11 protein-coding genes and 1 pseudogene are annotated in these 12,331 nt (G+C 60.4%); 8 read left to right on the top strand and 4 right to left on the bottom strand.

Features of this window, described 5'->3' with window-relative positions; translation table 11 throughout:
• Positions 1-16 precede the first annotated feature (16 nt).
• The 3 genes from FQ755_RS18150 to FQ755_RS18160 form a co-directional block, all read right to left on the bottom strand.
• Positions 17-1,807, bottom strand: coding sequence for a PHA/PHB synthase family protein (locus tag FQ755_RS18150; RefSeq protein ID WP_144156223.1), 1,791 nt, complete (start codon positions 1,805-1,807; stop codon positions 17-19).
• 254 nt (positions 1,808-2,061) lie between these two features.
• Positions 2,062-3,132 carry a PAS domain-containing sensor histidine kinase gene (locus tag FQ755_RS18155; RefSeq protein WP_144156224.1) on the bottom strand — a complete coding sequence of 357 codons (1,071 nt, stop codon included), beginning with the start codon at positions 3,130-3,132 and terminating at the stop codon, positions 2,062-2,064.
• A gap of 360 nt (positions 3,133-3,492) precedes the next feature.
• Positions 3,493-4,248, bottom strand: coding sequence for a helix-turn-helix domain-containing protein (locus FQ755_RS18160; RefSeq protein ID WP_144156225.1), 756 nt, complete (start codon positions 4,246-4,248; stop codon positions 3,493-3,495).
• A gap of 404 nt (positions 4,249-4,652) precedes the next feature.
• Here FQ755_RS18160 and FQ755_RS18165 point away from each other — a divergent pair, with 404 nt between their 5' ends.
• The 7 genes from FQ755_RS18165 to FQ755_RS18195 all read left to right on the top strand — a co-directional run bounded on the left by FQ755_RS18165 (position 4,653) and on the right by FQ755_RS18195 (position 10,123).
• Positions 4,653-5,264, top strand: a complete 612-nt coding sequence (locus FQ755_RS18165; RefSeq protein ID WP_144156262.1) for a c-type cytochrome — start codon at positions 4,653-4,655, stop codon at positions 5,262-5,264.
• Positions 5,261-6,544, top strand: coding sequence for a c-type cytochrome (locus FQ755_RS18170; RefSeq protein ID WP_144156226.1), 1,284 nt, complete (start codon positions 5,261-5,263; stop codon positions 6,542-6,544). The genes FQ755_RS18165 and FQ755_RS18170 overlap by 4 nt, the downstream gene beginning before the upstream one ends.
• A gap of 8 nt (positions 6,545-6,552) precedes the next feature.
• The gene (locus FQ755_RS18175; protein ID WP_144156227.1) at positions 6,553-6,735 is read left to right on the top strand and encodes a hypothetical protein; all 183 of its coding nucleotides are present in this window, start codon (positions 6,553-6,555) and stop codon (positions 6,733-6,735) included.
• 8 nt (positions 6,736-6,743) lie between these two features.
• A complete protein-coding gene (locus FQ755_RS18180) occupies positions 6,744-7,313 on the top strand; it encodes a cytochrome C oxidase subunit II (protein WP_144156228.1) in 570 nt (189 codons plus the stop codon).
• Positions 7,303-8,925, top strand: a complete 1,623-nt coding sequence (locus FQ755_RS18185) for a b(o/a)3-type cytochrome-c oxidase subunit 1 (protein ID WP_144156229.1) — start codon at positions 7,303-7,305, stop codon at positions 8,923-8,925. The genes FQ755_RS18180 and FQ755_RS18185 overlap by 11 nt, the downstream gene beginning before the upstream one ends.
• A complete protein-coding gene (locus FQ755_RS18190; protein WP_144156263.1) occupies positions 8,925-9,716 on the top strand; it encodes a c-type cytochrome in 792 nt (263 codons plus the stop codon). The genes FQ755_RS18185 and FQ755_RS18190 overlap by 1 nt, the downstream gene beginning before the upstream one ends.
• A 155-nt stretch (positions 9,717-9,871) precedes the next feature.
• Positions 9,872-10,123: a hypothetical protein gene (locus FQ755_RS18195; RefSeq protein WP_260858674.1), complete on the top strand. Its 252-nt coding sequence runs from the start codon at positions 9,872-9,874 to the stop codon at positions 10,121-10,123.
• Between the two features lie 204 nt (positions 10,124-10,327).
• On the opposite strand, the pseudogene FQ755_RS38690 reads toward FQ755_RS18195, so the two are convergent.
• Positions 10,328-10,941, bottom strand: a pseudogene (locus tag FQ755_RS38690) (LysR substrate-binding domain-containing protein).
• Between the two features lie 782 nt (positions 10,942-11,723).
• Between FQ755_RS38690 and FQ755_RS18205 the strand changes: the two are divergent.
• Positions 11,724-11,942 (top strand): hypothetical protein, encoded by a 219-nt coding sequence (locus tag FQ755_RS18205; RefSeq protein WP_144156230.1) that lies wholly within the window; start codon positions 11,724-11,726, stop codon positions 11,940-11,942.
• Positions 11,943-12,331 lie beyond the last annotated feature (389 nt).

Here is a 12,331-nt window from a genome sequence, read left to right on the forward strand (position 1 = left end):
GTTCACGATGCGGCTCCTATGCCTGAAGGACGTAGGTGCCGGGCGCGTCGGCGAGTGCCTGGGCACCACCGGTTCCCGCCATCGCGGGCGGCGCGACGCGTTTGGCACCCGAATGGGCAGCAAGCCACTCGGTCCACGCGGGCCACCACGAACCTTCCTGCGGCGTCGCGGTGGCCACCCATGCATCGGGACCGACGCGCAGATCGTCGGCGGCCGTGTGCTTCAGGCTGAAGTGGCGATGGGGATGTCCAGGTTCGCTGACGATGCCGGCATTGTGGCCGCCGCTCGCCAGCACGAAGGTGATGTCGGTATCGGACAGATTGTGAATCTTGAACACGGAATGCCACGGCGCGATGTGATCGCGTTCCGTGCCGACCACGAACATCGGCACGCGGATATTGCGGATCGATACCGGCCGGCCGTCGACCTGATATCGTCCGCAAGCCAGATCGTTGTCGAGAAACAGGTGTCGCAGATATTCCGAATGCATGCGATACGGCATACGCGTGGCATCCGCGTTCCATGCCATCAGGTCGATCATCGGCGCGCGTTCGCCGAGCAGATAGTCGTGCACGACACGCGACCAGATCAGCTCGTTCGACTGCAGCAGCTGGAACGCACCCGCCATCTGGCTGGCCGCCAGGTAGCCCTGCGACCACATCATGCTTTCGAGGAAATAGACTTCGCTGTCGTCTATGAAGAGCTGCAACTCGCCCGGTTCGCTGAAATCCGTTTGCGCGGCGAAGAGCGAAACCGATGCAAGCCGGTTGTCACCGGCACCCGCCATGGCCGCGGCGGCGATCGACAACAGCGTGCCGCCGAGACAGTAGCCGGTTGCGTGAACCCGCTGGTCCGGCACGATCGTGGAGATGGCATCGAGCGCCGCCATGACGCCAAGCTGCCGATAGTCGTCGAGGCCCAGATCGCGGTCGTCCGCATCGACGTTGCGCCACGAAATGCAGAACACCGTGTGGCCCTGTTCGACCAGATAGCGGATCAGCGAATTGTGCGGCGACAGATCGAGGATGTAGTACTTCATGATCCATGCCGGCACGATTAGCACCGGCTCGGCCAACACCTTGGGGGTCGCGGGACTGTATTGAATCAGTTCGATCAGGCGGTTGCGAAACACCACCTTGCCGGGCGTCACGGCGAGATTGCCGCCTACCTTGAACTGATCGAGCCCGACCGGCGGTTCTCCGTGGGTCTGACGCCGGATATCTTCCAGCGCATTACCCATGCCCTGGGCGATGCTCGCGCCCAATGTGGCTGCGGCCCGCTGCGATACCTCGGGATTGGTCGCGAGAAAGTTCGTCGGCGCGACGACGTCGAGCCACTGGCGAGCGCCGAACGACACGACGTCCTCGTGATGCCGCGTGGTGCCGGGCACACCGCGTGTGGCCGCGTTCCACCATTGCTCGGTCAACAGGAAGGTCTGCTGCCAGAACCGGTATGGCTCGGTTCGCCACACCTCGGCGCGGAAACGTTCGTCCGCAGGCAACGGTTCGGCGAGTGGCGGGCGGTAATCGCCGCGGGCGGCTCCAGCCACGTAGCCTGCAATGCGTTTTACGCCCTGAATGCCAAGCGCTGCAAGTTCGAGCTGTTTACCAGGAGCAGCCGCGAGGTGGATAAGCCAGTCGGCCCAGGCTAGCGCGAGTGCAGCGGGAGACAGTCCGCCGCTCAGGCGGGCAATGAAGGCTTCTTTGGCGTGATCCAAAGCGCGGAACGATTCAGACGACGCGGGAACGGCTGGCGCATTCGGAGCGGTTTGAACCGCGGCGGAAACGGGGGTGAAGCGGGTGTTCATCTGGGATTCCTCGGCATAGGTTGGCGCGTCGCGTGATGCGGCCTGGCTATTTGCGGAACCCAGTGAACGGGCCGGCGGGGACACCGGCAGAAGCTGTTCGACCTGTGCAAATCACAACGCCTGGGCCGGTTTCCGAGCCCCGTTGTGCGGGGCAGCAAACATGGCACCAGACGACTGTAGCTGCCGGATCACTGGCTGCGGTTGATCTGGGTCAACCGCAGCCAGCGGACATTTTTTAACGCTATGGGGACGTATTACGACGACGGCCGGGCGCCGGGTGGAATGCTGATCGCAATGCGAAAACCGCTGCCCGGTGTGGTGTCGATCGAGAGCGTGCCGTTCAGGCGACGCACGCGCTCGCCCATTCCGAGTAGTCCGAACGACGTCTGTTTCGACAATGCGGTTCGTGCCGCACCGCGACCGTTATCGGCGATGCACAGAACACAGGTCTCGCCGCGTCTGCCGAACTCGATGGTCACCTTGTCGGCTTGCGCGTGACGGGCCACGTTGGTCAACGATTCCTGGACCATGTGGAAGAGGGCGGCTTCGGCGCCCTCGCTCAACGTCAGGTGGGCCATCTGGATGCTGGCTTCGACGTCGATCGCATAACGTTGCGCAAAATCGTCGATGAGCCATTCGAGTGCGGCGGCAAAACCCAATGTCTCCAGAGCGATGGGCCGCAGTCCGGTAGCGATCCGCCGCAACGACACCACGGTGGCGTCGATCAGCCGGTTCATGTCTTCGACGTGAGCCGGAATGCGCGCGGAGCCTGTCTCGCCGGCATGGAAATCGGTTTGCAGTTCGGCGAGCGCCATCTTGAGCGCGGTGAGCTGTTGCCCGAGATCGTCGTGAAGCTCATGCGCGATGCGGGCCTGCTCTTCCTCACGCGCGACCTGGATGTTCGCTGTCAGGCGGCTGATATTTTCGAGCTCGGCGAGACGCTTGCGCTCGGTGAGGTCCTGAGTGACCTTGGCGAAACCACGCAGCGCGCCCGCTTCATCGCGAATCGCGCTGATGACGACATTGGCCCAGAACGTCGATCCGTCCTTGCGGCGCCTCCAGCCCTCGTTTTCAGCGCGGCCGTTGGCTGCGGCGAACGTGAGCGCGGCGTCCGGCTCGCTTGCAGCGAGGTCTGTCGGCGTGTGAAAAGTGGAAATATGCTGGCCGATGATTTCCTCGGCCTCATAGCCTTTCATCTTTTGCGCGCCGGCGTTCCAGGTCATGACGCGTCCCGATGGATCGAGCATGAAGATCGCGTAGTCATTGACCGCATCGACGAGTAACCGGAAGCTTTCATCGGTCGGCAAACGTTCAGGCGGCGTCATAGGGCGTGCACGGTGATGGCCTCGTCCCTCGTTTTTTCAGGGTGAGATGCGGGATTGGTGTGGATGCGAATACCCGACGTGCGGCGGCCCGGGGGCGAGTTCGGTGTTGCGGAAGGCGAACGCGTCGCTTCATATGGCCGTTCTTCGACGCAATTATCGGTTGCTTGAACTTGAAGCAACATTGATCCGAATCAAAATCAACCCCTTGCGAGAAAGGGCTATTGGTGCGACGGGAGGTCGTTGCCGTCGAAAGACGCTCCGCAAAGCGACCATCGCTAGCCGCCGTGCGGCGATCAGCAACAGCAGAGCGCCCAGGAGTACGGCACTGGGGCACACGGAGCATCAAAAGATGGAGCCGGGTTAAACGACCCGTACCGTGAGTTTTCGTAGTGCGATCTGATCGAGCGGTTCCACGTGCCGACCACGCACGTGAATCAATTGCCGCTCTTCGAAGCCAGACAGACATCGGCTTACTGTTTCCAGCGTGAGCCCGAGGAGGCTTCCGATTTCCTGGCGGGTGACGTTCAGGGCGAAGTCAGGACCGGGATATCCGCGCTCGGCCAGACGTTCGAAGGTCGAGATCAGGAATCCGGCGACGCGCTGTTCCGCGTTTGTACTCGCTAGTGCATATGCGGCGCGTTGATGATAGACCAGCGTGCTCGCCATGACACCCAGAAGCTTCTCCCGTAACGCGGGCCGTTGTTGTGCGACATGCATCAGCCTGTCATATGGCAGGAAGCAGAAAGTCGAATTCTCCAGCGCCACCACGGAAGTGGTATGAATTCCTGCAGCAAGTCCCTCCAGCCCCAGCATGTCGCCGCCCAGATCTATCCGTACGATCTGCGAGTTTCCATTATCTGCGGTCACCGACGTTTTGGACGACCCGCGACGAAGCGCGAATACACCGGTAAATGGGGTGCTGACGGTAAATAGCACATCTTTCTTTGTGAGGCGCCGCTGTTCCGCAGCAGGTTGCCGCACGTGGGCGTGCGACGCGCTTACGCCCTCGGGAAAGCAGTATCTGTTCACGGCGCAAAGCGCGCAATGATCGCGTTCTGATACGCGATGACGATTGATGGGGCGGACGGGCTTCATACGATGACGGTTGTAGGGCATGCCATGTATTTCATCTGCATGTGTTCGCAGGTCAAGCAATGTCGGAAAGGATACGAAAGCGCTGGTTCGAATGTCAGCAGGTTAGCGAATCACGAGACGCAGAAAATTGATGTAGATCAAGAGAATGACCCTACATTCGCGTCGACGTTATGAATTGAATCGATAGTCCCTTAATATCCCTCAACGTTTTTGAAATGGCGCCCATGCCTCCATGAGCGTTCCTTTTTGGATGCAGTGACTGCCCTATTGCCGCTGCGAAGAACCGCATCATCCGAAGAACAGTATCAACCCGCTAACGGGAGATCCGAGTGCGATATCGCTTCAGGTGGCTAGTGGTTTTGCTGGCGATCGCGGCAGGCCATGCGCTGGCCCAGGACCAGAGCGGCGAGCATGCGCCGGACACCATGCAGGCTCGGGTATTGGCCTGTGCTGCCTGTCATGGCCAGCAGGGGCAGGGAACCGACAACGATTATTTCCCGCGGCTCGCCGGCAAACCGGCCGGCTACCTCTACAACCAGCTCGTCGCGTTCCGGGACGGTCACCGCAAGTATCCGCCGATGAACTACCTGCTCGCGTACCTGCCCGACCCATACCTGCGCCAGATCGCCACATACTTCGCGGCGGAGCGGCCTCCGTTTCCGGCACTGGCCGCATCATCAGCCGGCGTGGATGTGATGGCGAGCGGTCAGAAGCTTGTCACCCTCGGTGATCCGGGGCGCCACATTCCAGCCTGTGCGAGCTGCCACGGTTCGGCCCTGACAGGGATGGAGCCTGCCATTCCGGGCCTGCTAGGGCTGCACGCGGATTACATCAGCGCCCAGCTCGGCGCCTGGCGCTATGGCACCCGCACGGCAACCGCGCCCGACTGTATGCAGCAGGTCGCCGTGCGTCTGAGCGACGGCGACGTGACGGCTATCGCTGCATGGCTGTCGTCGCGACCCGCGCCGGCCGATCCGGTTCCGGTGCCGCACGGGACGCTGAAGATGCCGCTTGCGTGCGGCAGTGAACCGAAATGAGCGGGGTTCGAGTGCGTATCTTTCAGACTATCGGGCGCCGGGCGCTTGCGTCCCTGTGCGTGGCCGCGGTCCTGAGCGCGAGCGCTATCAGCAGTCGGGCCGCCGGCGCAATTGATGCGAACACGATCGCCCGCGGCGAGTATCTGGCAAGAGCCGGGGACTGCATCGCGTGCCATACGATGCCAGGCGGCAAACTGTTTGGGGGACAGCGGCCGATGGCTACGCCATTCGGCACCCTGTATTCGCCGAACATTTCTCCAGACAGGCAGACCGGCATCGGCAAATGGAGCGCAGACCAGTTCTACGCCATGATGCACACCGGTCATTCGTCGGACGGCAGCCTGCTGTATCCGGCCATGCCGTTTGCTGCCTATACGAAGGTCACGCGTGCAGACTCAGATGCGATCTTTGCCTATCTGAAGTCGGTGCCACCGGTCAGGCTTGCCAATCGTGCGCATGACATGCGCTTTCCTTATAACAACCGTTCGCTGCTGCTTGGCTGGCGGACGTTGTATTTCCGTGAGGGGGAGTTCCAGCCTGACACTGCGCAATCCGTCGAATGGAATCGCGGCGCCTATCTGGTTCAGGGCCTCGGCCACTGCTCGATGTGCCACACCGCGATCAATGCGCTCGGAGGCAGCTCCGAATCAAAGGCATTCGAAGGCGGGCTCATCCCGATGCAGGCCTGGTATGCCCCGTCGCTCACCTCCAACAGGGAGGCGGGGCTCGGCGAATGGAGCATTGAAGATATCACCAGTCTGCTGAGAACCGGCGTATCCCGGCGCGGTGCAGTCTACGGCCCGATGGCCGAGGTCGTGTACGACAGCCTCCAGTATCTTTCCGATGACGATATCCGCTCGATGGCCGTGTATCTGAAGAGCCTGCCGCCGCATGGCGGCGAAGCCACACCACCTTCCGCGACGGCGAGCGAAGAGAAGGACCGGCTTTTCCCGCCCGGCGGCAAGATCTATGACGCGCAATGCGCGACGTGCCACGGCGCAAAGGGCCTCGGCAAGTTGCCCGACTTCCCGCCGCTGGCGAACAACCAGTCCATCCAGATGACGTCGTCAGTAAACCCGATCCGGATGGTGCTGAACGGCGGTTACCCCCCGGGAACCGGCAGAAATCCGCAACCCTACGGCATGCCGCCGTTTGCCCAGTCGCTGTCGGACGAAGAGGTCGCGGCCGTGGTCACGTTCATCCGGACCGCGTGGGGCAACCACGGGACGGCCGTTTCAGCACGCGACGTGAGTGAATTGCGCTCCGCGCCGCTTGACTAGGAATACTCATGAATGATCCAACGTCACACGATTCTACCTTCGGGGCGTCAGAAGATGAGGACGTCGAGCGAATCGTGCGCAGCGGCCCACGCGGCGCGATCGCTGTCGCCGGGACTGCCACCGCGATCGTTATCGCGCTCTGGTTCGCGTTCTATTTTTTCGTGTTTCTGCCTCGTGGTGTTATTCACTGAGACTATCCATGTCCCTTTCTCCAGTTCCCGGCCACAAGGATGGCGCAGACGTGGCGGCTCGTGTCGAGTGGCGATGGGCCATGCTGGTGGTCAGTATCATCGCCGTGCTGGTCGCGATGGTCATTTTCATCGGCTTGCACTGGGCGATGATGCCGCCGTCCCGTGTCGAAACGGTCAATCCGACCACGTTGCACATCGCAGGCGAATTCATCGAGAGCAACCTTGGCAGCGCTGTCGAGCCCGACGGGTCGGTTACCGTGCGGATGATCGGCCAGCAATACTCCTTTACGCCGCAATGCATCCTCGTTCCCGCCGGCACTCCGATTACCTTTCGCGCGACCAGTGCCGACGACGTGCACGGTCTTTTAATCACAAACACGAATGTCAATTCGATGCTGGTCCCTGGCTACGTCTCGACGTTCAAGACCACCTTCGATAAACCGGGAGACCACCTGATGCCGTGTCACGAGTACTGCGGAGTAGGGCACGAAGGAATGTGGGCAAACGTGAAGGTGATCGACAAGGCAAGCTTTTTCAGGATGGCGTCGAACTCACGGAGGCTCAGCTGTGTTAAATAGCAAGCGACTGGTTCTCGCCCACTTCTGGCTGGCATTCGCCGTCTTTGGTCTGGCGTTGCTGCTCGGCGAATGGCAGATGTACATCCGCAGCCCGCTCCATGCGTGGCTGCAGAATCCGGACCTCTACTACCGCTCGGTGACCGCGCACGGCTCGGCGATGGGGTATGTCTTTCCGACGCTCATCGCGATGGGATTCGGTTACGCGATCACAGAGCTGGCGCTGAAGAAGCCACTGATCGGTCGCACCTGGGCGTGGGCCGGCTTCTGGCTCGTGGCGCTCGGGGCAGTCACGGCGATGGTGCCTGTGTCCATGGGGCTGGCATCGGTGCTCTACACCTTCTATCCGCCCATGATCGGCAATCCGTTCTACTACATTGGCGTCGTGCTGGTGGTAGTCGGTTCGTGGATATGGGTGGCGCTGATGTCGATCAACCTGCGGGTCTGGAAGCGCGAAAATCCCGGGTGTCCCGTGCCACTTGCGATGTTTGCGAACGTGGCCGGTTCTTACCTCTGGGGATGGACGGCCATTGGCGCGGCGATCGAGTTGCTGTTCCAGATCCTGCCGGTGGCACTCGGCTTCAGGTCGACCATCGACGCGGGGCTGGCCCGTGTGTTCTTTTCCTGGACGCTGCACGCGATCGTCTATTTCTGGTTGATGCCGGCGTACATCGCGTATTACACGATCATTCCCCGGGCGATCGGTGGCCGGCTCTATAGCGATTCGATGGCGCGCATCTCGTTCATCCTGTTCCTAGTCGGAGCGATGCCGATCGGGATTCACCACCTGTTTGCCGATCCGCAGGTGGGCTCGGGCTTCAAGGTGATCCATTCGGTGTTCACGGCGATCGTCTCGATTCCTACCTTGCTAACGGTATTCACGATCTGCGCGTCGGCCGAAATCGCCGCCCGTCTGCGCGGAGGAAAAGGCGCGTTCGGCTGGGTCAGGGCGCTGCCGTGGGACAACCCGATGATGCTCGCTCTGGCGTTTTCGTTCGTGATGCTCGGCTTCGGTGGGGCCGGTGGGATCATCAACATGAGTTATCAGCTGGATTCGACGATCCATAACACGCAATGGATTACCGGACATTTTCACCTTATCTTTGCCGGTGCGATTGTCATCATGTACTTCGCGATCGCCTATGATCTGTGGCCGCACCTGACTGGCAGGGCGCTCACCAGCGTGCGTATGATGAGAACGCAGTTGTGGCTCTGGTTCGTCGGGATGATCGCGACGACGTTTCCCTGGCACTACGTCGGTATTCTCGGCATGCCGCGCCGGATGGCCTTCTTCGATTACAGCAACCCCGCGCTCGCGCCTGAGGCTGTGTCCGTAATCATTTCCGTGATCGGAGGGGCGATGCTCGTGGTGTCGGCTGTACTGTTCTTTATCGTGCTGATCCGCGGACATCTGGGCAGGAAGATCGCCCCGGGCGAATACCGGTTCAGCTCACCGATTCACGAAGTCAGGTCCCTGCCGCTCGCGCTCAACGGTCTCGGTCTGTGGGTTGCGCTGATGATCGGACTGACAGTAGCGAACTATGCATTCCCCATTGCCAATCTCATGGTGTTGCGGGAAACGTCCGTGCCGGCGATTCGCGTGGGAGCACAATGATGAGCGACGAACGGCTGGTTTCGCTGCGTAATCAGTGGTTTGTCGCCAGCGTCGGCGCAACACTGGCTGTGTTCCTGTTCTCGGCATTCGTTGGTTTCATCTGGCTGCCATCGGTGCAGAAGGATGCCCAGTTTCAGGGACTGTGGAATGCGATCTGCAGCGCAGCGGGTGTGCCACGTACGTGGTATAGCGAAGCGCCGGTTGAGTCCACAGTGCGCACCAGTTCGGTTATCGTCACGCCGCAGATGCTGGAGCACTCAAGCCCGGTTTCAATTGGTCGCGGTGCAACGTTGGCAATGCGCTGCACGATGTGTCATGGCGTCCGGGGTTTAAGCGAGGCCAATTCACCGAATCTTGCCGGACAGTATGCCGCAGTCGTCTACAAGGAGTTGCAGGACTTCAGGAGTGGAGCAAGAACCAGTGCGATCATGACGCCGATGGTCGCCGGTCTGAGCGATCAGGATATGAAGGATCTGGCCGCGTACTATTCCTATCTTCCGCGCCTGCACGCGTATCACCCGGGTAGCGCAGGAGATGCGCCGCGTATTGTCATGAGCGGTGCGCCGATGCGAAATATCGCTCCCTGTGCGTCCTGTCATGGCGGTATTGCCAGCAAGGCAGGCGCTCCCTGGCTGGAAGGGCAACCTGCCGTTTATATCCGTACGCAACTGCAGGCCTTTGCGTCGGAAGAGCGGCGAAACGACATCAGCGAGCAGATGCGCAATGTGGCTCGTCAGATGACGCCGGCCGAGATCGAAGAAGCAGCCCGCTACTACTCGAGCCAACCGTAGCGCAATAGTGGCAAGCAGTCTTCACGGATTGGGACACGGGTCAGGCGGCGGCTGTTATTCATGCGGCCGTCGAAACCACCTGTGCTTCAGAGTGCGAGCGGCTTTTGTTTCAACCAGGGATGGGGCGGCGACGCAAGGCAGTCAGCGAACGTTTTATGCCGCCAGTCAGATTCTCCGCATCCACAACGTGGTGGTTGTCGACTGGCTACTGGGCGAAATCCGCAAGGTCGGTATTCAGGGGTGCAGTCGTCGCGGTCGCGGAAGGGATCGATACTCAAGGCGGATACCACGCGATCCGCTTCCTCGAACAGGACGAGCAATCCGTCGCATCGACCGTGGCTGGCGCTGCTGGGGAAATCGACGCACTGCTCGATATCGTCAGATGGGCAGACGTACGTCTCTTCTAGACGCGGTGTCCGGTTGAATACGGCGTGCTCGGCGCCGACCGTGAAGGTAGAACGGCAACCGGACTCGTAGCGCGAAAGGCCAATTAAAGAGGCAGCCGGTCGCTAACGCCTCCGCATTTTCTGACAGTTTTAGTACGCGTCCTTTTTCTTACGCCAATACGATGAGCAGATCAGTGATGTGCTGCTGGTTACTTAAGCATGGACTCATCGGGTTCGCAAGAGCTTCAGCAATGCGGCAAGCACGGGAGACACCTGCTTTCGCGAAGGATATAAAAGGAAAAGCCCTGCGAAGGGCGCGTACCAGTCCTCCAGTAATCGAGCCAGACGACCTGTTGCGATATAAGGCGCCGCTCCATGCTCCGGCACGTACAGAGCGCCTAGACCATCGATAGCGGCTTGCAGCATCAGTTGGGGCTCGTTGAAAGTCAGCAGTCCCGACAACGCTACCTTCAACTTACGACCGTCGGGTTCAAACTCCCACGAGTAGAGACTCCCTGTCGCTTCCGGTAATTGATGCACCGGTGAAACTGCAGATGTTCCGGGGTAGTGAGCGCGGGAGTTCGCGATGGATATTCTGGCGACGCAACGACGGCCATCCGGAGGGCCGGTCCGAGCGGAAGCGCTACCGTGTCCTGTTCGAGCTTTTCGCCGAACCGGATGCCGGCGTCGAACCGTCCGGATACGAGATCACGGAACGCGTAGTCAATGATGACTTCGATCGTTGCGTCCGGATACGTCGTGCAAAAGTCGTTCGGTACTGGACGGATGACCGTCTCATACCCCTGGCGCGTAGCAGTAGTTCGTAAGGTGCCCGAAATGCGGTCGCGGTCACGGCGGAGGTTCCGAGCGCGCCATCGATCGCTTCCAGCACCGGCTCCAGAGTCAACAGCAACGTCTCGCCTTCTGCGGTGGGTTCGACGCTGCGGTTCATTGGCCGGAGCAGCGCAAAGCCCAGGCGCGTTTCGAGACGCTTGATCGTGTAACTCAGCATCGAATTGGACACATTCAGTTCTGTCGCAGCGCGAGAAAGCTGCGCGTGCGTGCAATGGCAGCGAAGGCTGAAAGTTCATCCAGAACCCCACGCGACATTGTTTTATCAGGTTGCATGGCCCGTTCGAGTTATCCGTGATGATTGGATGAATCGTCTCACCTATCCGTTGTGAAGTCGACATTTCAAAACGAAACGGAGAAAAGATGATTGATGATCGTTCGGTATGGTTGATGACAGGGTGTTCTCCAGGTTTGGGCAGTGCACTGGCTGGAAAGGTACTTGAGGATGGCTGCGTGCTGTGGTTACGGCGCGCGATGTCAGCACGCTGCTCGACATTGTTCAGCGTTATGGCGACCATGCAATCGCAGTCGACCTCGACGTAACCAAACTGGCGCAAAGCAGCGCCGCCTTGAAGGCGGCGACTGACAGGTTTGGCCAGATTGATGCGCCCGCAATCGCGATCGAGTCCGACGTAAAGCCTGACCTTGTCCATGATTGTCTCCGCCGCTCCGTGAAGGTCTCCCGGTTATCGACCGCACGCCCATGCCGGGCTTCCCCGAAGGCCACCATGTCCTAATCAGGCGCACTCGGCAAGACAGGTGTGCTGAGTTGATTGACCGCACGTACGTGTCGCCGGTGAGCCGGCAGGCTATGCTGCTCGGCATCAGCCGTTCGAGCGTCTATTACGCGCCGCGTCCGGTGAGTGACGCCCATCTGGCGCGGAGGCGCCACATCGATGAATCGCATCGGGAGCATTCGTTTGCTGGCGCCGCATGGTGTGTCGGATACTTCGGCACGAGAGCTATGTCGTCGGGCGCAAGCGTTTGAGCACCTGAATGAAGCGTGGGCGTCGAAGGACTGAGTCACAAGCATGAGCGCCGTCGATAGCGCGCCGAACTCGGTATGGTGCTACAGGAGCGCTGCGACAAGACTACGGCGACGCAGTCTTTCAAACGCGTGCCTGCCTCGTGGGCCGAGGCGCCGCGCAACATCGTGACCAAGCAGTTGCGCAGCTATCCGTAGGTGAAAGCCAAGATTCCCATGTTCATGTCGAGCATGTCTGTGGCAAAGCCAGCGAAGCGCATTCACGGAGCAGTTTTGGGTAGGTGCAATAATTGCGTTAAGGGAAGGCGCGGTGTTCCAGTTCCTGTTTTTCGCTCGTGGAATCTGCTGGAAGGAATCCAAGATCCGTTGATGAAATTTTTGCAGTCGCAGTC

Origin of the sequence: Paraburkholderia sp. BCC1885 (genome assembly GCF_900996235.1) — a bacterium.
In the GTDB taxonomy this organism is placed as follows: Bacteria; Pseudomonadota; Gammaproteobacteria; order Burkholderiales; family Burkholderiaceae; genus Paraburkholderia.

Coding starts and splice junctions, on each gene's coding strand:
- FQ755_RS18165 (WP_144156262.1), top strand. CDS start 4,653: ATGCAGGCTCGGGTATTGGCCTGTGCTGCCTGTCATGGCCAGCAGGGG.
- FQ755_RS18155 (WP_144156224.1), bottom strand. CDS start 3,132: ATGACGCCGCCTGAACGTTTGCCGACCGATGAAAGCTTCCGGTTACTC.
- FQ755_RS18190 (WP_144156263.1), top strand. CDS start 8,925: ATGAGCGACGAACGGCTGGTTTCGCTGCGTAATCAGTGGTTTGTCGCC.
- FQ755_RS18195 (WP_260858674.1), top strand. CDS start 9,872: ATGCCGCCAGTCAGATTCTCCGCATCCACAACGTGGTGGTTGTCGACT.
- FQ755_RS18175 (WP_144156227.1), top strand. CDS start 6,553: ATGAATGATCCAACGTCACACGATTCTACCTTCGGGGCGTCAGAAGAT.
- FQ755_RS18180 (WP_144156228.1), top strand. CDS start 6,744: ATGTCCCTTTCTCCAGTTCCCGGCCACAAGGATGGCGCAGACGTGGCG.
- FQ755_RS18170 (WP_144156226.1), top strand. CDS start 5,261: ATGAGCGGGGTTCGAGTGCGTATCTTTCAGACTATCGGGCGCCGGGCG.
- FQ755_RS18150 (WP_144156223.1), bottom strand. CDS start 1,807: ATGAACACCCGCTTCACCCCCGTTTCCGCCGCGGTTCAAACCGCTCCG.
- FQ755_RS18160 (WP_144156225.1), bottom strand. CDS start 4,248: ATGCCCTACAACCGTCATCGTATGAAGCCCGTCCGCCCCATCAATCGT.